Source organism: Streptomyces sp. NPDC048521 (genome assembly GCF_043199855.1).
Taxonomy (GTDB): Bacteria; Actinomycetota; Actinomycetes; order Streptomycetales; family Streptomycetaceae; genus Streptomyces.
Window position 1 is genome coordinate 256163 of record NZ_JBICWR010000005.1, and the last position, 23667, is coordinate 279829.

The window sequence follows — 23667 nt, forward strand, 5'->3', positions numbered from 1 at the left end:
GAATCTCACGTGGGCAGACACGCCCCGAGACGGCGCGGCCTGGCAGCCGCCGTCTCCTCGTTCGCGGTCGCCGTGGCGACCGTATCCGTCGCCGTCCTGCCGGAGGGCGGCGCCTCGGCCGATCCGGCCGCCCCGGCGGCCGGCACCACCGAGATCACACTGACCGACCCCGCCTCCACGCGTCCGCGTACGGACCGGCCGCTCGTCGCCGGCGGGAGCGGATTCCTGCACCGGCAGAGCGGGATCTCCGGGCTGCTGTGGACGGACTACTCCGACGGCACGACCGCGGTCGTGGGGACCGCGGACGGCGCCTACCCGCCCGCGGGCTCCTGCGCGAGCCTGGGCTCGACGACCTGCCCGGAAGCCTGGTACGGCTCCGACGGTGACCTGGTCGCGCTGCCGTCGGCCGGGTCGGTGGCGCTCTGGGACCCGGCGACGCGGACGACGTCGTCCTTCGCCTCCGACCAGCCGTACCGGGGGCTGGCCGGGCAGACCGTGATCACCGAGCGGGCGCTGCACGACCGTGTGGACGGGGCGTGGCGCTCCCGTGCCCTCTCGCCCGCCGGGCTGCGCGTCACCTCGGGCGCGATCAAGACCGCCGACGCGCACGGCGCGCTGTTCCAGGTGGACACGGACCTTTACTACCTCGACGTCGACTCGGCCGTCGCCACCGAGGCGTTCAGCGGCGTGAGCGCCCGCCCGGTCACCGTGCAGAGCGACGACCGGATCGGGTGGTACGAGTCCGGCTCCGGCGACCTGCACCTCAAGCCGCGCACCGACCCGGGCGGCACCGAGCAGGTGATCGACCTGCCGGCGCCCACCGCCCTCCTGGACGGCGCCCCGGTCCTCGTCGGCGACTGGCTGCTGCTGCCCCTGCACACCGGAACCGGCACCAGCGAGCTGACCGCCGTGTCCCTCACGGACGGCTCGTCGCACACCCTGCTGGCCAAGGCCGGCCCGTACGCGGTCCGTGCCTCCGGCCACGGCGCCCTCGTCACGGGCGGCACCGACGCCACCGACTGGTGGGTGCGGCGGGTCGTCCAGGGTGCGGACGGCTCGCCGACCGTGGAGAAGGTGGCGCAGGTCCCGGCCCTGGAGAACACCAAGACGGGTATCGCGCTCAGCCGGGGCAGCCTGCGTGTCGCCGAGGACAACCCGAGCAGCGCCTCGGACACCACCTCGGTGCGCACCCTCACCACGAACGGCGGCGCCGAGCTGACCGCGTCCGAGGCGAAGACCGGTGACTCGGTCAGCTCCGTGTGCCCGTACCCGGGCGCCACCTGCTCGGTGCTGTGGGGCAACAGCGGCACCGATCCCGAGGACGTCTTCCTCGGCACCTACTACGACGGCGACGAGGGCGGCAGCGGCCTGGAGAACGCGGACCGGCTGGTCGCCATCGGCGACGAATGGTCCAGCAGCCACCTGGAGTTCCACACCGCGGGCGGCTCGATCGTGGACGTCTCCGACGGCTACGCGGTCTACGACTCCGGTGGTGCCGCCCCGATGCAGTACGTCGGCGAGTTCGGGCAGGGGCAGAAGCTGAAGCGGTCCGTGCGCGCCGCCGCGCTGAACGGCTCGACGCTGTGGAGCGCCACGACCACCGTCGGCAAGCTCACCTCGTACAGCCTCACCGCGGGCAGGACACTGGCCACGGTCACCGTGCCGCGTCTCGGCTGTGTGCCGAGCGAGCTGCAGGCGGCGGGCCGCTGGGTGTACTGGGCGTGCGGTGACGGCTCGGCCCGTGTGTACGACACCAAGGCCGGTACGTCCCGCGCGGTGGCCGGCGGTGACGTGCTGCTCGGCGACGGCTTCACCGTCCGACACGACCACGGCGCCGGCACCCTGGTGCTGACCGAGGCGGCCACCGGCGCCACCCGGGTGATCGCCTCCGCCGCGTCCGACACCGGCCTCGCCGCGGACCGCCGCTTCAAGTGGACCGTGGACGAGTACACGGGCCTGGTCGCCTGGACCGACCTGTACGAGCGGACGCACATCGCGACCACCGGCATCACCCCGTCGGCCGTGACGTCCTTCGAGACGGAGACCGAGAGCTATGTGGAGCCGGGCTCGACGGCCCACTGGACCCATGTGTCGCTGTCCCGTCCGGTCAGCTCCTGGTCCCTGACCTTCACCTCGGTGCAGAGCGGTGCCACGGGCAAGGCCACCCGCGTCTTCACCGGCGGCGCGGCCTCGTCGCAGGTGTCGGTGAACTGGAACGGCAGGACGGCGAGCGGCACCCCGTTCCCCAACGGCCTGTACACCTGGTCCCTCAGGGCGACCGGGCTCGGCACGACCGGTCCGGTCACCGTGACCTCCGGCAAGGGATTCCTGGGCCGCGGCTCCGCCGTGCGCCACGACTTCGGCAGCCCGGACGGGCCGGACGGACGCGGCGACCTGCTCACCCTGAACTCCTCCGGCGGGCTCACCTACCAGACCGGCACCGGAACCGGGAAGTTCGGCGAGAAGATCAGCGGCAGCGGCTGGGCCACCAGCGTCAAGGCGATCCCGTTCGGCGACCTCAGCGGCGACCGCTGCAACGACGTCCTCGTCCGGCTGAGCAGCGGGGCCCTGCGCCTGTACAAGCCGGGCTGCGGCAGGGCCGTGACCCCGAAGACGTCGTACACGACCCTCGCGAGCAGCGGCTGGACCCAGTACGACGTGCTGACCTCCCCCGGTGACCTCTCCGGCGACGGCCGCCCGGACCTGGTCACCCGCAACGCCTCCACCGGCACCGTCTATCTCCACAAGGGCACGAGCGGCGGCACGCTGGCGGCCCGCGTGAAGCTGTACGACAACTGGAAGGGCTACAAGAAGGTCATCGGTGCGGGCGACCTGAACGGCGACGGCATCGGCGACCTCCTGGCCCAGGACAAGGCCAACACCCTCTACCGGTACAACGGCAAGGGCAACGGCACCTTCGCGGCCCGCGTGAAGGTGTTCAGCGACTGGGGTGCCTCGTACAACGCGGTCGTCGGCGTCGGCGACCTCACCGACGACGGCAAGGCCGACCTGGTCTGCCGCGACTCCAGCGGCAACGTCTACCGCAACAGCGGCGACGGCAAGGGCTCCTTCGGCGCCCGCACGAAGATCGCGACGGGCTGGCGCGGCTACAAGACCCTGTCCTGACCCAGGGGCGAGAGGGCACGCAGAAGGGCTCGGAACCGGCAGCGGTTCCGAGCCCTTTCCGTTCGCGGCCTACTTCGGCTGCGGCTTCCGTACGGACAGGTGCAGCTCCTTGAGGCGGGACTCGTCCAGCTCGGTCGGGGCGCCCATCATCAGGTCCTGGGCGTTGCCGTTGAGCGGGAAGGCGATCGTCTCGCGGATGTTGGGCTCGTCCGCGAGGAGCATCACGATGCGGTCCACGCCGGGGGCGATGCCGCCGTGCGGCGGGGCGCCGAAGCGGAACGCGCGGAGCATGCCCGCGAACTTCTCCTCGACGGTCTCACGGTCGTAGCCCGCGATCTCGAAGGCTTTGAGCATGATCTCCGGCTCGTGGTTCCGGATCGCGCCGGAGGACAGCTCGACGCCGTTGCAGACGATGTCGTACTGCCAGCCGAGGATGTCCAGCGGGTCCTGGGTCTCAAGGGCCTCCAGACCGCCCTGCGGCATCGAGAAGGGGTTGTGGGAGAAGTCGATCGCGCCGGTCTCCTCGTCCTTCTCGTACATCGGGAAGTCGACGATCCAGCAGAAGCGGAAGACGCCCTCCTCGAAGTGGCCGGACCGCTTGGCGGCCTCCACCCGGACCGCGCCCATGATCTTCGAGACCTCGTCGTACTCGCCCGCGCCGAAGAAGACGGCGTGGCCGGGGGCCAGGGAGAGGCGCTTGGTCAGCTCCGCGACGTTCGCCTCGGTGAGGAACTTCGCGATCGGGCCGGAGAGCGAGCCGTCCTCGGCCACGCGCACCCAGGCCAGGCCCCGGGCGCCCTGCTCCACGGCGTACTCACCGAGCTGGTCGAAGAACTTGCGGGGCTGCGCGGAGACGTCCGGCACCGGCAGCGCGCGCACGTGCTTGCCGGCGAACGCCTTGAACTCCGAGCCCTCGAAGACATCGGTGATGTCCACCAGCTCCAGCTTGGCGCGCAGGTCCGGCTTGTCGGAGCCGTACTTCAGCATCGCCTCGCGGAACGGGATGCGCGGGAAGGGGGAGGTGACGTGCCGGCCGCCGCCGAACTCCTCGAACAGCTCCGTCATCAGCTTCTCGATCGGCTGGAAGACGTCCTCCTGCTCGACGAAGCTCATCTCGACGTCGAGCTGGTAGAACTCGCCCGGCGAGCGGTCCGCGCGGGCGTCCTCGTCGCGGAAGCAGGGCGCGATCTGGAAGTAGCGGTCGAAGCCGGAGATCATCAGCAGCTGCTTGAACTGCTGCGGGGCCTGCGGCAGCGCGTAGAACTTGCCCGGGTGCACCCGGGAGGGGACCACGTAGTCGCGGGCGCCCTCGGGGGAGGTGGCGGACAGGATCGGCGTGGCCATCTCGTTGAAGCCCATCGCGGCCATCTTCTGGCGCATGGCCGAGATGACCGCCGTGCGCAGCATGATGTTGCGGTGCATGCGCTCGCGGCGCAGGTCCAGGAAGCGGTACTCCAGGCGCCGCTCCTCGTTGACCCCGTCCTCGGTGTTGATCGTGAAGGGCAGCGGGGCGGCCGCGCCGAGCAGCTCCACCTCGGCGACCTCGACCTCGATCTCGCCGGTGGGCAGGTCGGGGTTCACGTTCTCGGTTCCACGTGAGACGACCTGGCCGTCGACGCGGACCGCGGACTCCTTGGAGATCTTGTCCAGGGCCTCGTACGCGGGGGTGCCGGGGCGGGCGACCAGCTGCGTGATGCCGTAGTGGTCGCGCAGATCGATGAAGAGGATGCCGCCCAGGTCGCGCCGATTGTGCAGCCAGCCACTCAGCCGGACGTCGGTGCCGACGTCAGAGGCGCGGAGCTGGCCGCAGGTGTGGGACCTGTACCGATGCATCGTCGTTCATCGTCCTTCGTTCGTGGATGTGCCGGGGGGCTCTCCCCGGCGGGAACGGGCACGGGGCCCGGACCCATCAAGGGTACCGGGCACCCCAAGATCGGCTCCCCACCCTTACGGTCCGCCCGTCCACGGTGGCGGGTATCGATCAGACCTTCTTAAAGTGGGGCAATGCGCACAGGCGAGCCCCTGCCGTCCGTCGGTGACGTCCTCGCCGCCCTCGCGACCGGGCTGTGGCACTGGGACACGGCCACCGGACTGGTCACCGTGGACGCGGAGGCGGCGCGGCTGCTCGGGTTGCCCGCGGAGCGGACCACGCTCACGGAGTCCCAGACCCGCGCCCGCCTCCACCCCGAGGACTGGAACGAGATCACCGGGGTCGTGCCGCTCGCGGTCGACGAGGGCACGCTCGCCGAGGTGCGGATCCGGATCATGGACGAGCGGGGGCAGGTGATACGGGTCGTCCGCAGCCGTTCCAAGCCGTCCTTCGACCCCGACCGGAGGACCTACGAACTCGTCGGCACCCTGCAGGAGGTCACCGAGCCGGTCCCGGGCACGGCGGCTGCACGCAACGCGGTCACCGGGGACTGGCGGCGCTCCCGCGAGGCCTTCCTGCTGGACGCGGGCCGGGCCCTGGCGGAGGCCCGGTCCACGGCGGAGGTGCTGCGGGTGGCGGGCGGCCTGTCGATGCCGGGGTTCTCCCCGGACGGGCTCGTGGTGTTCGGGGTGGAGGGCGACTGGCTGACGATCATCGGCCACCACGGGCACCAGCCCGGCGACATCCGGCCCTTCTCCCACATGCCGCTGGCCGCCGACTACCCGGCGGCCGAGGTGGTGCGCACCGGACGCGCGGTCTACCTGTCCTCACCGGAGCAGTACGAGACCCGTTACCCGGCGACCTGGCCGCTCGTCCGGCACTTCGGCCGCCACTCCTGGGCCTTCCTGCCGCTGACGGTGGCCGGACGCACGATGGGCGCCTGGATGGCGGCCTTCACCTATCCGGTGGCGTTCACGCCGGACGAGCGGGCGGTCCTGGCCACGGTGGCCCGGATGCTCGCCCAGGCGCTGTCCCGCGCCGGTGCCGCGGAGTCCGAGCGGGAGCTGACCGAGGGCCTGCAGCGCTCCATGCTGCCGTCGCTGGGCCCGGAGATCCCCGGCATGCGGGTGGCCGCCCGCTACATCCCGACCGGCGGCGGACTGCAGGTCGGCGGCGACTGGTACGACATGATCCCGCTGCCCTCCGGCCGCTTCGCCCTGGTCGTCGGGGACGTCCAGGGCCACGACGTCCGCGCGGCCGGGCTGATGGGCCAGCTCCGCATCGCCCTGCGCGCCTACGCCTCCGAGGGCCACCGCCCGGACGCCGTCCTCTCCCGCGCCTCCCGCTTCCTGCACGGCATCACGCACGGCTCTCGCGACGAGCACCCGTCCGACCTGCGCTTCGCGACCTGTGTGTACGTGGAGGCCGACCCGGCGACCGGGCTGCTGGAGATCGCGCGCGCCGGCCATCCGGACCCGGCGATCCGGATGGCCGACGGCACGGTGATGATGCGGCCGACGGCGGGCGGGCTGCCGCTGGGCATCGACCCCGACGCGGACTACCCGACCACCGGGTTCGCCCTCGAGGCCGGGGAGACGCTGATGCTGTGCACCGACGGCCTGATCGAGACCGGCGGGCACGACATGGAGAGCGGCTGGCGGCGGCTGCGCGCGGTCCTGGAGGAACACCAGGGCGATGTGGAGACGCTGGCCGACGCGTTGGTGCAGGCGGTGCACGGGCCGACCTCGCACCACACCACCGGCCCGCTGGCCGACCGCCGCGAGGACGACATCGCGCTGCTGCTGCTGTGCCGGGCCGGGGACGGCTGCCGCTGGGACGACACCCTCACCGAACGGCCCAAGGTGCGGCGCACCCTGCTGTCGGTGGCGCAGGACGAGCCGGACCGGATCGCCGAGGCACGCCACCACCTGCGCGAACTGCTCCACGACTGGCTCTGCGCCGAGCAGGTCGACTCGGCGGTGCTGCTGGTCTCCGAGATGGTCACCAACGTCCTCGTGCACACCGACGCCGACGCGCTGCTGCTCGCCGAGGTGACCGGGGACGGCGACCGGCGACGGCTGCGGGTGGAGGTCACCGACGCGGGCGACGACCTGCCCCACAAGCGCCGCCCCGGAGAACTGGCCTCCTCCGGCCGCGGCCTGATGCTGATCGAGCTGCTCGCGGACGCGTGGGGGGTGGACCCGCGGGGCAGGGGCAAGAGCATCTGGTTCGAGCTCTACGAGCCGGACGGGGCGGGGGGCGTGTCGGGGGGTGTGTCGGAGGGCTTGGCAAGGGGATCGGACCCAGCCCCACCCGACGGCCCGGCCCCCGGCGCCGCGTGACGCCCCCTCAGCTCCTGTACGACCCCGAAGGCGGCCGCGGTCAGCGGCACCGCGAGCAGCATGCCGAGGATGCCGGCGACGGAGGCGCCGGCGGTGATGGCCAGCAGCACCACGGCCGGGTGCATCTGCACGGTCCGGCTCTGGATCACCGGTTGCAGCACATGCCCCTCCAGCACCTGCACCGCCAGCACCACGCCGAGCGCCCACAGCGCGATGACGACACCCCGGTCGGCGAGGGCGACCAGCACGGCCACCGCGCCGGAGACGAAGGCGCCGAGGTAGGGGATGTAGGCGCCGACGAAGACGAGCGCGCCGAGGCCGATCGCGCCGGGCACCTGCAGGATCAGCAGGCCGACGGTGATGCAGAGGGCGTCGATGAGGGCGATGAAGGTGGTTCCGCGCATGAACCCTTCGACCGCTCGGAAGGCCCGCCGGGCGATGGCCTCCACGGTGTCGGCGGTGCCGCCGGGCGCGCCGGCGCGCAGCGCCTTCAAGGCCCGGGGGGAGTCGCGCAGGAAGAAGAAGACGAGCAGCAGCGCGAGCACGGCCACCGCGATGCTCTCGGCGACGACACTGACCCCGCTGATGACGTTGGTGGCGGCCGTGGCGCCGAACTTGCGCAGCAGCTCGCCGGAGTTGGCGGCGAGATCGTCGAGACCGGTGCCGGCGGCCCCGAAGTGCCGGGAGACGCTCTTGGCGGCGGTCCTGAGCGAGGCGATGATCTCGTCGCCGGTGTCGATCAGCGCGGCGACGATGATGTACACGGCTCCGCCGACGACGGCCAGGACGGCGACGCAGGTGAGCCCGGCCGCCACGGACGCCTGCACCCCGGCCCGCACGAGCCGCCGGTACAGCGGCCCGAGCAGCGCGGTGCCCAGCAGCGCGAGCAGCACCGGCGTGACGGCCGTGCGCAACTCCGCGCACAGCCGCACCCCGACCCACCCCACCCCGGCCGCGAGCAGCAGCACGGCACACCAGGCGGCGAACCGGCGGACGGGGTCGGGCAGCAGCGGCACGCCTCCAGCCGATCACGGCCGCCGGCGGCTGTCCTGCCGCACGCGGCCGGGCGGGTGAGCCTCGGCCGCACGGGCTCCCGTCAGGCCCGCGGGCCGCTCTCCGTCATGCCGTGCACGGCGGGGACGGTGCCCAGGCGGCCCTTCTGGAAGTCCTCGAAGGCCTGCATCAGCTCGTCCTTGGTGTTCATGACGAACGGGCCGTAGTGGGCCATCGGCTCACGGATCGGCTGTCCGCCCAGCAGCACGACCTCCAGGTCCGGGGTGTGGGAGTCCTGCTTGTCGTCCGCGCGGACCGTCAGCGAGGAACCGGCACCGAAGACGGCCGTCTGACCGACGTGGATCGGACGGCGCTCCGGGCCGACGCTGCCGCGGCCGGCGAGGACGTACGCGAGACCGTTGAAGTCCTCGCGCCAGGGCAGCGTGACCTCCGCACCCGGCGCCACCGTCGCGTGGATCATCGTGATCGGCGTGTGGGTGATGCCGGGACCGGCGTGCCCGTCCAGCTCACCAGAGATGACCCGCAGTAGCGCGCCGCCGTCGGGCGTGGTGAGCAGCTGGACGTTGCCGCCGCGGATGTCCTGGTAGCGCGGGGCCATCATCTTGTCCTTGGCGGGGAGGTTCACCCACAGCTGCAGGCCGTGGAAGAGACCGCCGGACACGACGAGGGACTCCGGCGGCGCCTCGATGTGCAGCAGGCCCGAGCCGGCCGTCATCCACTGGGTGTCGCCGTTGGTGATGGTGCCGCCACCGCCGTTGGAGTCCTGGTGGTCGAAGATGCCGTCGATGATGTAGGTGACGGTCTCGAAGCCACGGTGGGGGTGCCAGGGGGTGCCCTTGGGCTCGCCCGGCGCGTACTCCACCTCGCCCATCTGGTCCATCATGATGAACGGGTCGAGGTGGCGGTAGTTGATGCCGGCGAACGCGCGGCGCACCGGGAAGCCCTCGCCCTCGAAACCGCTCGGGGCGGTCGTGACGGCGAGCACGGGGCGTGCCACGGCGTCGGCGGGAGCGGTCACACGGGGCAGCGTCAACGGGTTCTCGACGGTCACTGCGGGCATGGTCGGTACCTCCTTGGTACGCCCACTTTAGTTGAGCGTTGAACTTCTTGCCAGCCGTAACGGAGAAAGCCCGGAGGGAATTCCCTCCGGGCTCCCGGCTCCGGGGTGCGCGGGCCGCGCGGTTCAGCCGCCGCCGTACATGCGGCGCATCGCGAAGTCGACCATCTGCTCGACCGCCTTGGCGTCGAACACCATCCGGTGCTCGCCCTCCATGTCCAGGACGAAGCCGTAGCCCGTCGGCAGCAGGTCGATCACCTCGGCTCCGGTGATGACGAAGTACTTCGACTCCTTGCCCGCGTACCGGCGCAGCTCCTTCAGCGAGGTGAACATCGGGATCACCGGCTGCTGGGTGTTGTGCAGGGCCAGGAAACCGGGGGTGTCGCCGCGCGGGCAGTACACCTTCGACGTGGCGAAGATCTGCTGGAAGTCCTCGGCGGACATCTGCCCGGTGGTGAAAGCGCGCACCGCGTCCGCGAGCGAGGGCGGGGACGGCTCCGGGTAGAGCGGCGGCTGCTGGCCGTACCCGCCGACACCACCCGGCATCTGCTGCTGCGGCGGGGCGTACTGCTGCTGGGCAGCTCCCCCGTCCATGGGCTGGCCGTATCCGTACATGGGCGCAAGCGTACCGAGCCGCCTCACCGCCCCGCCGCCCGAACGGCCTACGGCGCCGGGACCTCACGCGTCAGCCGGGAGGTCCAGGGGCAGAAGACGAGCCCGGGCAGGAAGGCGCCGCCCGCCTCGTCCAGGTGGTCCTCGACATAGGGGAGGGTGGCGTCGCAGACCTCGATGGCGTAGTCGAAGAAGTCCACGGTCTCCGGGTTGTAGTGGTAGGACCACCGCGGGTTGTACGGGGCCGTGCGCTTGACGATCCGTCCGACGAGATGGGGACGCTCGTGCGTCGCGCCGCTGAGCAGCGCCCGGGCGTGCTGGATCTTGGCCGGGTCGTCGAGCCGGACGATCGCCGTCTCCCGTGTGATGTCGGTGAACTCGAAGTAGGCGGGGCCGGCCGCCCGGGAGGGCTGGGCCAGCCCGACGGTGAGCATCGCCGCCGCCACCAGGCCGCCGAACCGGGTCAGGAGTCGTCGCATGAGTGCCTCCGAGCACAAGAAGGGAACGCTCGATCACAGACCGTAGCGAACTAGTTACGCACAGCACCCTGAACGGAGGCATGGATTCACCCGGACGGCCGAGGCGCACAGGGGCTTTCAAGAGGGCGATCGAGGGGGCATTCGCGGCGGCGGCGTCATCGGCGCTTGAGACGCGTCACAGATGACCGGATCAGGCTTGCGTCTTATTACCGGCGGGTAGCATCATCGGAGCTACTTGTTGGTACGTGAACTAGGTGCGAGGAGCAAGTGCCTCGCCGATCCCTCTACGGAGCCGTCGCCATGGGGCACTACAAGTCGAATCTCCGCGACATCGAGTTCAACCTCTTCGAAGTACTGGGGCGCGACAAGGTGTACGGCACCGGCCCGTTCGAGGAGATGGACGTCGAGACCGCCAAGAGCGTCCTCGAGGAACTGACCCGCCTCTCGGAGAACGAGCTGGCCGAGTCCTTCGCCGACGCCGACCGCAACCCGCCCGTCTTCGACCCGGAGACCAACACCGCGCCCGTCCCCGAGTCCTTCAAGAAGAGCTACCAGGCCTTCATGGACTCCGAGTACTGGCGGCTCGGCCTGCCCGAGGAGATCGGCGGCACCACCTCGCCCCGCTCCCTCATCTGGGCCTACGCCGAGCTGATCCTGGGCGCCAACCCCGCCGTGTGGATGTACTCCTCGGGCCCGGCGTTCGCCGGCATCCTCTTCGAGGAGGGCAACGAGGTCCAGAAGCACATCGCCAAGATCGCCGTCGAGAAGCAGTGGGGCTCCACCATGGTGCTCACCGAGCCGGACGCCGGCTCGGACGTGGGCGCCGGCCGCACCAAGGCGGTCCAGCAGGAGGACGGCTCCTGGCACATCGAGGGCGTGAAGCGCTTCATCACCTCCGGTGAGCACGACATGTCGGAGAACATCCTCCACTACGTGCTCGCGCGTCCCGAGGGCGCCGGTCCCGGCACCAAGGGCCTGTCCCTCTTCCTCGTGCCGAAGTACCTCTTCGACTTCGAGACCGGCGAGCTGGGCGAGCGCAACGGCGTCTACGCCACCAACGTCGAGCACAAGATGGGCCTGAAGGCCTCCAACACGTGCGAGATGACCTTCGGCGACCAGCACCCCGCCAAGGGCTGGCTGATCGGCGACAAGCACGACGGCATCCGCCAGATGTTCCGCATCATCGAGTTCGCCCGCATGATGGTCGGCACGAAGGCGATCTCCACCCTGTCGACCGGCTACCTGAACGCGCTGGAGTACGCCAAGGAGCGCGTCCAGGGTCCGGACCTGGCGAACTTCATGGACAAGACCGCGCCGAAGGTCACCATCACCCACCACCCCGACGTGCGCCGCTCGCTGATGACGCAGAAGGCGTACGCGGAGGGCATGCGCGCCCTGGTGATGTACACCGCCTCCGTCCAGGACGCGATCCAGGTCAAGGAGGCGAACGGCGAGGACGCCTCCACCGAGCACGCCCTCAACGACCTGCTCCTGCCGATCGTCAAGGGCTACGGCTCCGAGAAGGCCTACGAGCAGCTCGCCCAGTCGCTGCAGACCTTCGGCGGCTCCGGCTTCCTTCAGGAGTACCCGATCGAGCAGTACATCCGGGACTCCAAGATCGACACCCTCTACGAGGGCACCACGGCGATCCAGGGCCAGGACTTCTTCTTCCGGAAGATCGTCCGCAACCAGGGCGCCGCCCTGAACTCGCTCGCCGAGGACATCAAGAAGTTCCTGGCGCTCGGCACCGGCGGCGAGGAGCTGGCCGGCGCCCGCGAGCAGCTGGCCAAGGCGGCCGTGGAGCTGGAGGCCATCGTCGGCCTGATGCTGACCGACCTCGCGGCCACCGAGCAGGACACCAAGAACATCTACAAGGTGGGCCTGAACACCACCCGCCTGCTGCTGGCCTCCGGTGACGTCGTCGTCGGCTACCTGCTGCTCAAGGGCGCCGCGATCGCCGCCGAGAAGCTGGCCACGGCCTCGGCGAAGGACAAGGCGTTCTACACCGGCAAGATCGCCGCGGCGAAGTTCTTCGCGGCGAACGTCCTGCCGGGCGTCACGCTCGCCCGCAAGGTCGCCGCGACCGTCGAGCTGGACCTGATGGAGCTGGACGAGGCCGCGTTCTAGACGTTCCGGACGTCCCCGTCGTTTCCCCGCACGGGCCCGCTCCCCTTCACCGGGAGCGGGCCCGTGCACGTCGTTAAGGTGAACCCATGAGCGCAGCAGCCCGCTTCGACCGCGGCCACACCGACGATCTGATGACCTTCCTCGCGGCGAGCCCCTCGCCGTACCACGCCGTGGCGAACACCGCCGAGCGGCTGGAGAAGGCCGGATTCAGGCAGGTCGCCGAGACGGACGCCTGGGACGGTACGAGCGGCGGCAAGTACGTGCTGCGCGGCGGCGCGATCGTGGCCTGGTACGTCCCCGAGGGCACCGACCCGCACACACCGTTCCACATCATCGGCGCGCACACCGACTCCCCGAGCCTGCGGGTCAAGCCGCGCCCGGACAGCGGGGCGCACGGCTGGCGCCAGGTCGCCGTGGAGATCTACGGCGGCCCCCTGCTGAACTCCTGGCTGGACCGGGACCTGGGGCTGGCAGGCCGGCTCACCCTGCGCGACGGCTCCACCGTGCTCGTGAACGTGGACCGGCCGCTGCTGCGCGTGCCCCAGCTCGCCATCCACCTGGACCGTTCGGTCGCCACCGAGGGACTCAAGCTCGACAAGCAGCGGCATCTGCAGCCGGTGTGGGGCCTCGGCGACGACGTGCTGGAGGGCGACCTGATCGCCTTCCTGGAGCAGGAGGCGGGGCTCGAGGCGGGCTCCGTGGCCGGCTGGGACCTGATGGCGCACCCGGTGGAGCCGCCGGCGTACCTGGGCCGGGACCGCGAACTGGTCGCCGGCCCGCGCATGGACAACCTGCTGTCGGTGCACGCGGGCGCGGCCGCCCTGGTCGCCGCCGCGACCTCCGGTGCCGCGCTCACCCGCATCCCCGTGCTGGCCGCCTTCGACCACGAGGAGAACGGCTCCCAGTCGGACACCGGCGCCGACGGCCCGCTCCTGGGCACGGTGCTCGAACGCTCGGTGCTCGCGCGCGGCGGCTCCTTCGAGGACCGGGCCCGCGCCTTCGCCGCCACGGTCTGCCTGTCCTCCGACACGGGCCACGCCGTCCACCCCAACTACGCCGAGCGGCACGACCCGACGCACCACCCGCGGGTCAACGGGGGCCCCATCCTCAAGGTCAACGTCAACAACCGCTACGCCACGGACGGTTCGGGCCGCGCGGTGTTCGCCGCAGCCTGCGAGAAGGCGAACGTCCCCTTCCAGACCTTCGTCTCCAACAACTCCATGCCGTGCGGCACCACCATCGGCCCGATCACCGCCGCCCGGCACGGCATCCGCACGGTCGACATCGGCGTCGCGATCCTCTCGATGCACAGCGTCCGTGAACTGTGCGGTGCCGAGGACCCGTTCCTGCTGGCGAACGCGCTGACGGCCTTCCTGGAGGGCTAGTTCGGACCCCGCCGGGTACCCGGACGGCACCGGAGATTCCGGAACCTGAAGGGGAGGCGAAGCCTCATGGGGCTCGGCGGATGCATCATCCTCATAGCCGTGGGGGCCATCCTCACGTTCGCGACCGACTGGCACATGCAGGGCGTCAACCTCACGGTCGTCGGCCTGATCCTGATGGCCGTCGGCCTGATCGGCGTCGCGACGTTCAGCGGAATCGCGCGACGCCGCCGGGTCGTGGTCCCGCCGACGACACCCGTCGTCGAGGAGACGCCGCACCACCACCACCGCGGCGAGGGCTACACGGACGGCTACGGCGTCTGACGTGACGCCCGCCTACCGCTCGTCCAGCCCCGCCAGAACGAGCGGCAGTCGCCTCGCCGCGCCCTCGGCGAGGCGCACCGGGACGCCCCAGTCCTGCTGGTGGACGTGGCAGGCGGGGTATGCGTTGGCAGGGTCGTCGTCGCAGGAAGCCGCCATCGCGGAGACGTGCAGGACGCCCTCCGTGACGGCCGGGTTCAGCTCCAGCTCGCGGGTCAGGTCCGTGTCCGCTCCCTCGCCCTCGAGCAGCAGCTCGGGCGGGGTCGAGGAGACCAGCAGACGGGTCGAGGGGCCGTACCGCGTGTCCAGCTTCTGGCCCGCCGGTGCCTGGAAGATCACGTCCAGGCGGAGGGTGCCCGGGGCGACCTCGGTCGCGGCCCGCCGGGTGCGGTGGGCGACCGACTCCACCCGGACCGCCTCCTCGGGCAGGCGCAGCCGGGTCAGCCGGTGCCGGGCGGACTCCACCACCACGATGTCCTCGCCGACGAGGACGGCGTCGCTGGGCTCGCGCAGATCGGTGGCGAGGGTGGTGACCTCGCCGGTGGCGGGATCGTAGCGGCGCAGGGCGTGGTTGTAGGTGTCGGCGACGGCGACCGAGCCGTCCGGCAGGGCGGTGACGCCCAGCGGGTGCTGGAACAGTGCCTGGCCGGCGGCGCCGTCCCGGTGGCCGAAGTCGAACAGGCCCGTGCCGACGGCGGTGTGGACGTGTCCGTCCGGATCCACCCAGCGCAGGGCGGAGGTCTCGGAGTCGGCGAGCCACAGCCGCTCAGCGGTGGCGGCGAGACCGGAGGGCTGGGCGAACCAGGCCTCGGGGCCGGGCCCGTCCACCAGGCCCTCGTTGGTGGTACCCGCGGCCACGGCGACGGTCCCCGCGACCGGGTCGTACGTCCACAGCTGGTGGACGCCCGCCATGGCGATCCACACCTTGCCGCCGAAGACCGCCACGTCCCACGGGGAGGACAGGTCCGTCTCACGCGCCGGACCGGACGTCGGCGATCCCTGCCACCACTGCTTCCCGGTGCCCGCCAGGGTGGTCACACCACCCGTGGCGAGGTCGACACGGCGCAGGGCGTGGTTGACGGTGTCGGCGACGACCACGGACGCGCCGTCCTCCAGGAGCGCGAGGCCCTGCGGCTCGTTGAAGGAGGCCGCCTCGGGGCCGCCGTCCGAGAAGCCGCGCGTGCCCGAGCCGATGCGCCGTACGACGGTCTCGGCGTCCTCGGCCAGTTCCACCAGCTGATGCCGGGTGGTGTCGCTGACCAGGAGGTTCCCCGACGGCAGGAGCAGGGCCTTGCCCGGGAAGCGCAGGGTCGTCGGCTCCGGCTCCGGCGGCACGTACGGGCCGTCGCCGCGGCGCAGGGTGCCCTTCGCCGCGTGCTCGGCCTCCAGCTCCTCCACCAGCCGCTCGATGGCGTGCACATGACCCTCGCCCGCGTGCTGGGCGACGACGTACCCCTCGGGGTCGATCACCACGAGCGTCGGCCAGGCCCGCACCGCGTACTGCTTCCAGGTGGCCAGCTCCGGGTCGTCCAGCACCGGGTGCTCCACGCCGTAGCGCTCCACCGCGTCCACGACCGCCCGGTGGTCGGCCTCGTGCACGAACTTCGGCGAGTGCACTCCGATGACCACCACCGTGTCCCGGTGCTTCTCCTCCAGCTCCCGCAGCTCGTCCAGGACGTGCAGGCAGTTGATGCAGCAGAAGGTCCAGAAGTCCAGGACGACGATGCGTCCGCGCAGGTCGGCCAGCGTGTACTGCTTGTCTCCCGTGTTCAGCCAGCCGCCCTTGCCAGTCAGCTCGGGGGCGCGGACGCGGGCGCGTCGGGGTGCGGAGCGGGTCATGGCTCCAAGGGTGCCACGGTCAGGAGAGGGCATGGCCCGTGGTCGCGTCCACGTGGGCGGGCACCTCGTCGTGCCGGTCGCCGACGCTCAGGGTACCGGTGGGCTCGAAGACCAGGATCTCGGTGGGCACGGGCGCGTACGGCTTGTGCTCGGTGCCGCGTGGGACGGTGAACACCGCGCCCTTGGGGAGGACTACCGTGCGCTCGCCGGCCGGTTCGCGCAGGCCGATGTGGAGTTCGCCGTCGAGGACCAGGAAGAACTCGTCGGTGTGCTCGTGGACGTGCCAGAGGTGGTCGCCCTCCACCTTGGCCACGCGGACGTCGTAGTCGTTGACGGTGGTGACGATGCGGGGGCTCCACCGCTCGGCGAAGGAGGCGAGGGCCTTGTCCAGGCAGATCGGTTCCATGGGCTCATCGTGTGGCTGTCGAGGCCCGCGTACGAGTGCTAGAAATCGCATATGCCGCAACGATCCTCTCAAGCCCCGCACCGGGTCGCCGTGATCGTCGACGCGGGCACCAACCCGTTCGAGGTCGGCGTCGCCACGGAGCTGTTCGGGCTGCCCCGGCCGGAACTGGGCCTGACCGGGCCCCTGTACGACGTGACGCTGTGCACGCCCACCCCCGAGGTGCGGATGAACCACGGGTTCTTCGCCATGAGCGGTCTGCCCGGCCTGGAGGCGGTGGACGGGGCCGACACCCTGATCGTGCCCGGGCGCCCGGACAACGTCGTGCCGCGCGGTCCCGAGGTCCTGGCCGCGATCCGCCGCACGCACGCGCGTGGCGCCCGCGTCGTCAGCTTCTGCACCGGCAGCTTCGCTCTCGCCGAGGCCGGGCTGCTGGACGGCCGCCGGGCCACCACCCACTGGATGTGGGCGGACACCTTCCGGGAGCTGCATCCGAAGGTGCTGCTGGAGCCGGACGTGCTGTTCGTCGACGAGGGCGACGTCCTCACCGCCGCGGGCAGCGCGGCCGCGCTCGACCTCGGCCTGCACATCTGGCGCCGCGACCACGGGGCCGAACTGGCCAACGCCGTCTCCCGGCGCCTCGTCTTCGCCGCCCACCGCGACGGCGGGCAGCGCCAGTTCGTGGAGCGGCCGGTGCCGGACGTGCCCGACGAGTCGCTCGGCCCGCTGCTGGCCTGGGCGCAGGAGCGGCTGGGCGAGCCGCTGACGGTCGCCGACCTGGCGGCCCGCGCGGCGGTCTCCCCCGCCACCTTGCACCGCCGCTTCCGCACCCAGCTGGGTACGACCCCGCTGGCCTGGCTCACCGGGGAACGGGTGGCGCTGGCGTGCCGGCTGATCGAGCGGGGCGAGGAGCGGCTGGACGTGGTCGCGGCCCGCAGCGGCCTGGGCACGGCGGCCAACCTGCGGTCCCGTCTGCGGCGCGAGACCGGCCTGAGCCCGTCGGACTACCGGCGGCGCTTCGGACCGGCGGGGGGTGTCCTGTCACCGGGGGGTGCGGGACGGTGAGCCGGGACCAGGGGGCGCGGACGGTGCGGTCTCCTCGGCCCGGAGCTGGTTGAACCATGCGTCCGACACCGCCTCGGGGACCTTCGTCGTCAGGCCGCCCTCCTTGGTGAAGGCGAGGCCCCCGTGATAGTCGCCGCCGCCGCAGCCGTCGGACTGGAAGACGAGCCGCGCGTCGGCGGACGCGTCGATCACCGGGCGGGCGGCGCCCTCGCGGGTGACCCGGAAGCGGATCGGGCCGGAGCGCGGGTCCACGTCGTGGGGCAACGGCAGACGCACGTCGGTGACGCCCTCCCGCCGCAGTTCGCCCTTCGCGCACCTGCCCCGCGCGCACAACGCGTAGGAGGCGCCGTCGAGGCCGCCGTACCCCTCGTGGACGAACAGCACGCCCACGCCGGCTTCGGTTCCGACACCCGCGCAGACCTCCGCGCGGGAGCACCCGGACACGGCCGCCAGCACGGCGCACATCCCCGTCAGGACACGCAACCGCATCCGCCCCTCCTTCTGGCTCCGTGACGATCACCCCGTGCCGGGGAACGGTATCCGCATGAGATTCCTCGTACGCGACCGCATCCTCGGCATCGGCGACGACTGGTGGATCGAGGACGAGCACGGCCGGAAGGTGTTCCTCGTCGACGGCAAGGCGATGCGGCTGCGGGACACCTTCGAGCTCAAGGACACCGAGGGGCGGGTCCTGATCGACATCCACCAGAAGATGTTCGCGCTGCGCGACACGATGGTGATCGAGCGGGACGGCGAGGGCCTGGCCAGGATCAAGCGCAAACGGCTGTCCCTGCTGCGCAACCACTACCGGGTCTCCCTGGTCGACGGCACCGAACTGGACGTCAGCGGGAAGATCCTGGACCGGGAGTTCGCCGTCGAGTACGACGGCGAACTCCTCGCGGTGATCTCCCGGCGCATGCTGCACGTCCGGGACACCTACGGCGTCGACGTCGTACGGGACGACGCCGATCCGGCGCTGCTCATCGCGGTGGCGGTGTGCGTGATCCACCTGGCGGAGAAGGAGGGGGAGGAGGACTAGTCCTCGTGCCGGGGTGGCTCCAGACCCAGCACCCGGTCCTTCAGGGCCGGGAACTGCTCGCGGGTGGCCGCCACCTTCGCCGGGTCGAAGTCGACCGTGAGGATCTCCTCGCCCGGTCCGGCCTCGGCGAGCACCTCGCCCCACGGATCGACCACGATCGAGTGACCCGCCTGCGGAACTCCCGCGTGCGTCCCGGCCGTTCCACAAGCGAGCACGAACGCCTGGTTCTCCACCGCCCGCGCCTGAGCCAGCAGCGTCCAGTGCGCGCGTCGCCGCTCGGGCCAGCCCGCCGGGAGCACCAGCACCTCGGCGCCGGCGTCGACCAGTGCGCGGAAGAGTTCGGGGAAACGGAGGTCGTAGCAGGTGGCCACGCCGAGGGTGGTCCCGGGCAGCCGGACCGTGACCAGGTCCCGGCCCGCGCCCATCAGCACGGCCTCGCCCTTGTCGAAGCCGAAGCGGTGGATCTTGCGGTAGGCCGCGGCCAGCTCACCGGAGGGGGAGAAGACGAGAGAGGTGTTGTAGAGAGGGCCGTCCTCCGCGGCGGAGCCGCTGTCGGGTGCCGCGCGCTCGGGGATGGACCCCGCGTGCAGCCACACGCCCGCGTCGCTCGCCGCCTTGGCCAGCGCCTGGTAGGTGGGTCCTTCGAGCGGCTCGGCCTCACGGCCGAACTCCTCGTAGGCGAAGGCGCCGGTGGTCCACAGTTCGGGCAGAACCACGAGGTCGGCACCGGCCTGTTCCCGCACCAGCGCGGCCACACGCTGCCGCCGGGAGTCGACCGATTCGTCCTCGTCCACGGCGATCTGGATCAGCGAGGCGCGCACACTACCACCGTCCTGGCATTCGAGTCGTCCACACGGGCCTACGATCGTCACACGAAAGCACTGCCGGGGTGCCTCACAGCAGCGTAACTTGGGGGTCCTCCCTGTTCGAGCCCAGCCGAGAACGTGGGGGAGGCCCAAGACACCCGCCGAGTGCAGCCACCGCCCGCTGGCAACGCCGCCACACAACCTGCCCGTGTACCGACCGCCGAGGGGTCCCGTTCCCGTGAGTCTGCATCCCACCCTCCAGCCCTACGCCGATGCCTGGACGCACTCCATCGAAGCGATATCCGAGATGGTGCAGTCACTCGTCGACGGCGAGTGGAACCGGCGGACCCCCTGCCCCGGCTGGTCGGTGCGGGACATCGTGTCCCATGTGATCGGCATGGACTGCGAGATGCTCGGTGACCCGCGCCCCATCCACTCCCTGCCCAGCGACCTCTTCCACGTCACCACCGAGCACCAGCGCTACATGGAGATGCAGGTCGACGTCCGCCGCCACCACACCGCGCCGGAGATGACGGCCGAGCTGGAGTACACGGTCATCCGCCGCAACCGCCAACTGCGCAACGAGTCCCGTGACCCCGGCACCGCGGTGCGTGGCCCGCTGGGCAAGGAGATCACCCTCGAACAGGCCTATCGCGCCCGAGCCTTCGACGTGTGGGTGCACGAACAGGACCTGCGCACGGCCCTCGGCCGCCCCGGCAACCTCGACTCGCCGGGCGCGTACGTCGCCCGGGACGTCCTGCTGGAGGCGCTGCCCAAGGTCGTGGCGAAGGACGCGGAGGCGCCGCGCAGTTCGGCGATCGTGTTCGACGTGCACGGACCGGTCGAGTTCCTGCGCACGATCCGCGTCGACATCCAGGGCCGCGGCACGCTGGAGACCGCCCCCGCCCTCGGCCCCGCCGCCACCCTCAGCCTCGACTGGGAGACCTACGTCCGCCTCGCCTGCGGCCGGGTCACCCCGGAGTCGGTCGCGGACCGGGTGAAGACGGAGGGCGACCAGGACCTGGCCGCGGCGATCCTGCGCCACTTCACGGTGACGCCGTAGCGAAGCCGGGCGACAGTGCGGCCGGTCTTCTCGCCGACCGGTCTTCTGGTCGACTCTCCTTCCCGCCGGCCGGGCTCCTCGCCGACCGGTCACCTGGCCGACCGTCCTCCCCGCCGACCGGGTTTCCGGCCCACCGGTCACCTGGCCGACCGCCCCTCCGGCCAGCCGGAAACCAGTGGTGGGCGGGTGGGGGAACCGCCTAACGTCCCCGCCATGACCGACACCCCGCACCCGCCCCGCCTGAGCCGTCTCACCTTCCACGGCCCCCTCTCCGAGCCCCGCGCCGACAGGATGGTCCAACGGCTCGCGGCGACCCGCCCCCACACCGTGCTGGACATCGGGTGCGGCTGGGGGGAGTTGCTGCTCCGCCTCCTGGGCGCCGTACCGGGCGCCAAGGGCACCGGAATCGACGTCAACGGTGAGGATCTGGCCCGGGCGCGGCGCAACGCCGAGGCGCGTGGACTCGCGGACCGGGTGGAGTTCGTCGAGGAGTCGGCCCTCCGGACGCGGCGCGGGCCCGCCGACGTGGTGCTGTGTCTCGGCGCGAGCCAGGCGTTGAGCACCGCCGAGTCACCCACCCTCGAGGCCCTGCGCGAGCTGCGCCGGCTGGTGACCGACGGCGGGCGCGTGCTGCTCGGCGAGGGCTTCTGGGAGCGCCCGCCCACCGCGGCCGAACTGTCCGGCATGTGGCCGGGCGCCACCCCCGCCGACCACTACGACCTCGCGACCCTCCTCGACCTGGCCGTCGAGGCCGGCTTCCGGCCGGAGTGGACGGAGACGGCCGGAACCGAGGAGTGGGAGGAGTTCGAGTCGGCGTACCAGGCGGACGCGGAGGTCTGGCTCGCCGGGCACCCGGAGCATCCGCTGGCCGCCGAGACCCGGGAGCGCCTGGACCGGCACCGGGGACAGTGGATGAGTTACCGGGGCGTCCTCGGACTCGCCTACCTCACCCTCGTCCCCACGGCGATCTGACACCCCCGACACCCACCTGCCCGCACAGCCCCGAGCGGCGAAAAGCCCCTCGCGACGCGTGCGTCTGCCGCGGGTAGCCGCCGGCGGTGGGAAGCCCCACGGGTCGGCCGGCTGCTCGGCCTACGGGAAACGGCTGGTGCGTGGGTGGGCGGACACGGCTCAAGCCGCGGGCACGTGCACCGTCTCCACGCGGCTCGCCACCAGCCGCTCCCGCTCCCGGCGGGCCGCCCGGCCGCGCAGCCGCAGGATCTGGCTGACGCCCAGCGCCTGCAGGACGAAGACCGCGGAGAAGGCCACGGTGTAGTCGTCACCGGTGGCGTCCAGCAGCACGCCGATCGCGAACAGCGTCGTCATGGAGGCGACGAAACCACCCATGTTGGTGATGCCGGACGCGGTACCCTGCCGCTCGGGCGGGTTGGCCGGCCGGGCGAAGTCGAAGCCGAGCATCGACGCCGGACCGCACGCGCCGAGCACCGCGCACAGCACCACCAGCAGCCACATCGGCGCGTGCTCCCCCGGGTAGGTGAGCGTCACCGCCCACAGCAGCGCGGTCGCCCCCACCGTGCCGAGCGCCAGCGGCAGTCGCGCCGCATGGTGCCGGGCGACGATCTGGCCGTAGACGAGCCCGATCACCATGTTGGACAGCACGACCAGGGTGAGCAGTTCACCGGCCGTGGCCCGGCTGAGCCCCTGCGCCTGGACCAGGAAGGGCAGGCCCCACAGCAGCAGGAACACCATCGCCGGGAACTGGGTCGTGAAATGCACCCACAGGCCGAGACGGGTGCCCGGCTCCCGCCAGGCCGCGGCGATCTGCCGGCGGACGTAGGCGGCCCCCTGGTGCGGGGACGGCTCGGGTTCGTACCCCTCCGGGTGGTCCTTGAGGAAGAGCAGCGTCAGGACCAGGACGACCACGCCGGCGAGCGCGCTGCCCGCGAACGCCGGTGTCCAGCCGATGCCGTGCAGCAGCCGGGCCAGGACCAGGGTGGAGACCAGGTTGCCCGCCATGCCGACCAGGCCCGCGAGCTGCGCGACCATGGGCCCGCGCCGGGCCGGGAACCAGCGGGTGCCCAGCCGCAGCACGCTGATGAAGGTCATCGCGTCCCCGCAGCCGAGCAGCGCCCGGGAGGCGAGCGCGGTGCCGTACGAGGGGGAGAAGGCGAAGCCCAGCTGCCCGGCCGTGAACAGCACGGCGCCGATGCTCAGCACCTTCTTGGTGCCGAGCCGGTCGACCAGCAGGCCGACGGGTATCTGCATGCCGGCGTAGACCAGCAGCTGGAGGATCGAGAAGGTCGACAGCGCGGAGGCGCCCACATGGAAGCGGTCGGCCGCGTCGAGGCCGGCGACGCCCAGCGAGGTGCGGAAGATGACGGCGACGAAGTAGACGGCGACGCCTATGGACCACACGGCGACGGCGCGGCGGCCGCCCGGCGGATCGCCTGGAAGGGTGGTGTTGGTCACCGGACCTCACCCCGCGCGAGGTGCGAGAACCAGCTCACGTGCCGGTGCACGACCGCGACGGCCGCCTCCGCGTCCCCGGCCCGCAGCGCCTCGAGGATCTCCTCGTGCTCGGCGAGGGTCTTGGCGATCCGGTCGGGGTGCGAGTGCATGACGGCGACGCCCATCCGCAACTGGCGGTCGCGCAGCTGGTCGTACAGCCGGGAGAGGATCTCGTTGCCGCCGCTGCGCACGATCTCGGCGTGGAAGCAGCGGTCGGTGACCGCGGCCGCGGCCAGATCGCCGGCGGCGGCCTGCGCCTTCTGCTGCTCCAGCAGCTCCGTCAGCCGCTCCAGCAGGACCGGCGGGGCGGGTACGGCCTTGCGGGCCGCGTGCTCCTCCACCAGCAGCCGGGTCTCCACCACGTCGGCGATCTCCTGCGCCGAGACGGGCAGCACCAGAGCGCCCTTCTTCGGGTAGAGCCGGATCAGGCCCTCGGCCTCCAGCCGTAGCAGCGCCTCCCGGACGGGTGTGCGCGAGACGCCGACGGCTTCGGCCAGCTCACCCTCGGTGAGGAGGGTTCCGCCTTCGTAGCGGCGGTCGAGGACGCCCTGCTTGACGTGGGCGTAGACGCGGTCGGCGGCGGGTGGCTGCTTGAGGGTCTGGTGCGGGGTCTGCTGAACGGCCGTGTTCATGCCGACAGGATAGATACAACA

At 71.7% G+C, this 23667-nt stretch carries 20 protein-coding genes; 9 read left to right on the top strand and 11 right to left on the bottom strand.

What is annotated here, in order from left to right; translation table 11 throughout:
* Nucleotides 1–9 precede the first annotated feature (9 nt).
* Complete coding sequence (locus ACGFRF_RS14810; RefSeq protein WP_393739776.1) at nucleotides 10–3126, top strand: FG-GAP-like repeat-containing protein; 3117 nt, start codon at nucleotides 10–12, stop codon at nucleotides 3124–3126.
* Nucleotides 3127–3195: 69 nt separating this feature from the next.
* Here ACGFRF_RS14810 and aspS read toward each other — a convergent pair whose 3' ends face one another.
* Nucleotides 3196–4959: an aspartate--tRNA ligase gene (gene aspS / locus ACGFRF_RS14815; RefSeq protein WP_393739777.1), complete on the bottom strand. Its 1764-nt coding sequence runs from the start codon at nucleotides 4957–4959 to the stop codon at nucleotides 3196–3198.
* A gap of 171 nt (nucleotides 4960–5130) precedes the next feature.
* Between aspS and ACGFRF_RS14820 the strand changes: the two genes are divergently transcribed.
* Nucleotides 5131–7338, top strand: a complete 2208-nt coding sequence (locus tag ACGFRF_RS14820; protein WP_393739778.1) for a SpoIIE family protein phosphatase — start codon at nucleotides 5131–5133, stop codon at nucleotides 7336–7338.
* Here the strand turns inward: ACGFRF_RS14820 and ACGFRF_RS14825 are convergent.
* From ACGFRF_RS14825 to ACGFRF_RS14840, 4 genes are all read right to left on the bottom strand, one after another.
* Nucleotides 7233–8354: an AI-2E family transporter gene (locus ACGFRF_RS14825; RefSeq protein WP_393739780.1), complete on the bottom strand. Its 1122-nt coding sequence runs from the start codon at nucleotides 8352–8354 to the stop codon at nucleotides 7233–7235. The genes ACGFRF_RS14820 and ACGFRF_RS14825 overlap by 106 nt on opposite strands.
* Nucleotides 8355–8434: 80 nt before the next feature.
* Nucleotides 8435–9412 (bottom strand): pirin family protein, encoded by a 978-nt coding sequence (locus ACGFRF_RS14830; protein WP_393739782.1) that lies wholly within the window; start codon nucleotides 9410–9412, stop codon nucleotides 8435–8437.
* A gap of 123 nt (nucleotides 9413–9535) precedes the next feature.
* Complete coding sequence (locus ACGFRF_RS14835) at nucleotides 9536–10024, bottom strand: SseB family protein (protein ID WP_059250115.1); 489 nt, start codon at nucleotides 10022–10024, stop codon at nucleotides 9536–9538.
* Nucleotides 10025–10071: 47 nt separating this feature from the next.
* Nucleotides 10072–10500: a calmodulin-binding protein gene (locus tag ACGFRF_RS14840; protein ID WP_393739784.1), complete on the bottom strand. Its 429-nt coding sequence runs from the start codon at nucleotides 10498–10500 to the stop codon at nucleotides 10072–10074.
* 300 nt (nucleotides 10501–10800) lie between these two features.
* On the opposite strand from ACGFRF_RS14840, the gene ACGFRF_RS14845 reads away from it, so the two are divergent.
* From ACGFRF_RS14845 to ACGFRF_RS14855, 3 genes are all read left to right on the top strand, one after another.
* On the top strand, nucleotides 10801–12627 hold the full coding sequence (locus ACGFRF_RS14845; protein WP_393740147.1) for an acyl-CoA dehydrogenase: 1827 nt from the start codon (nucleotides 10801–10803) through the stop codon (nucleotides 12625–12627).
* A gap of 86 nt (nucleotides 12628–12713) precedes the next feature.
* A complete protein-coding gene (locus ACGFRF_RS14850) occupies nucleotides 12714–14012 on the top strand; it encodes a M18 family aminopeptidase (protein ID WP_393739786.1) in 1299 nt (432 codons plus the stop codon).
* A 66-nt stretch (nucleotides 14013–14078) separates the two neighbouring features.
* On the top strand, nucleotides 14079–14333 hold the full coding sequence (locus tag ACGFRF_RS14855) for a DUF6458 family protein (protein ID WP_393739788.1): 255 nt from the start codon (nucleotides 14079–14081) through the stop codon (nucleotides 14331–14333).
* A gap of 12 nt (nucleotides 14334–14345) precedes the next feature.
* Here ACGFRF_RS14855 and ACGFRF_RS14860 read toward each other — a convergent pair whose 3' ends face one another.
* Nucleotides 14346–16169 (bottom strand): thioredoxin-like domain-containing protein, encoded by a 1824-nt coding sequence (locus tag ACGFRF_RS14860; protein WP_393739790.1) that lies wholly within the window; start codon nucleotides 16167–16169, stop codon nucleotides 14346–14348.
* 19 nt (nucleotides 16170–16188) lie between these two features.
* Nucleotides 16189–16575 carry a cupin domain-containing protein gene (locus ACGFRF_RS14865; RefSeq protein WP_393739791.1) on the bottom strand — a complete coding sequence of 129 codons (387 nt, stop codon included), beginning with the start codon at nucleotides 16573–16575 and terminating at the stop codon, nucleotides 16189–16191.
* A gap of 51 nt (nucleotides 16576–16626) precedes the next feature.
* Between ACGFRF_RS14865 and ACGFRF_RS14870 the strand changes: the two genes are divergently transcribed.
* Entirely contained in the window at nucleotides 16627–17637 is a 1011-nt protein-coding gene (locus ACGFRF_RS14870; protein WP_393739793.1) for a GlxA family transcriptional regulator, read from the top strand.
* Here ACGFRF_RS14870 and ACGFRF_RS14875 read toward each other — a convergent pair.
* On the bottom strand, nucleotides 17614–18126 hold the full coding sequence (locus tag ACGFRF_RS14875; protein WP_393739795.1) for a hypothetical protein: 513 nt from the start codon (nucleotides 18124–18126) through the stop codon (nucleotides 17614–17616). The two genes, ACGFRF_RS14870 and ACGFRF_RS14875, sit on opposite strands and share 24 nt — an antisense overlap.
* 55 nt (nucleotides 18127–18181) lie before the next feature.
* Between ACGFRF_RS14875 and ACGFRF_RS14880 the strand changes: the two genes are divergently transcribed.
* The gene (locus ACGFRF_RS14880; RefSeq protein ID WP_393739797.1) at nucleotides 18182–18676 is read left to right on the top strand and encodes an LURP-one-related/scramblase family protein; all 495 of its coding nucleotides are present in this window, start codon (nucleotides 18182–18184) and stop codon (nucleotides 18674–18676) included.
* Here ACGFRF_RS14880 and ACGFRF_RS14885 read toward each other — a convergent pair.
* On the bottom strand, nucleotides 18673–19497 hold the full coding sequence (locus ACGFRF_RS14885; protein WP_393739799.1) for a carbon-nitrogen family hydrolase: 825 nt from the start codon (nucleotides 19495–19497) through the stop codon (nucleotides 18673–18675). The two genes, ACGFRF_RS14880 and ACGFRF_RS14885, sit on opposite strands and share 4 nt — an antisense overlap.
* A 223-nt stretch (nucleotides 19498–19720) precedes the next feature.
* Here ACGFRF_RS14885 and ACGFRF_RS14890 point away from each other — a divergent pair, with 223 nt between their 5' ends.
* Together ACGFRF_RS14890 and ACGFRF_RS14895 are read left to right on the top strand one after the other, a co-directional pair.
* Nucleotides 19721–20545, top strand: a complete 825-nt coding sequence (locus ACGFRF_RS14890; RefSeq protein WP_393739801.1) for a maleylpyruvate isomerase family mycothiol-dependent enzyme — start codon at nucleotides 19721–19723, stop codon at nucleotides 20543–20545.
* Nucleotides 20546–20758: 213 nt separating this feature from the next.
* Entirely contained in the window at nucleotides 20759–21517 is a 759-nt protein-coding gene (locus ACGFRF_RS14895) for an SAM-dependent methyltransferase (protein ID WP_393739803.1), read from the top strand.
* 159 nt (nucleotides 21518–21676) lie between these two features.
* On the opposite strand, the gene ACGFRF_RS14900 is transcribed toward ACGFRF_RS14895, so the two are convergent.
* Together ACGFRF_RS14900 and ACGFRF_RS14905 are read right to left on the bottom strand one after the other, a co-directional pair.
* A complete protein-coding gene (locus tag ACGFRF_RS14900; RefSeq protein ID WP_393739805.1) occupies nucleotides 21677–22975 on the bottom strand; it encodes a nitrate/nitrite transporter in 1299 nt (432 codons plus the stop codon).
* Nucleotides 22972–23646, bottom strand: coding sequence for a GntR family transcriptional regulator (locus ACGFRF_RS14905; protein ID WP_393739807.1), 675 nt, complete (start codon nucleotides 23644–23646; stop codon nucleotides 22972–22974). Before ACGFRF_RS14905 ends, ACGFRF_RS14900 begins: the two co-directional genes overlap by 4 nt.
* Nucleotides 23647–23667 lie beyond the last annotated feature (21 nt).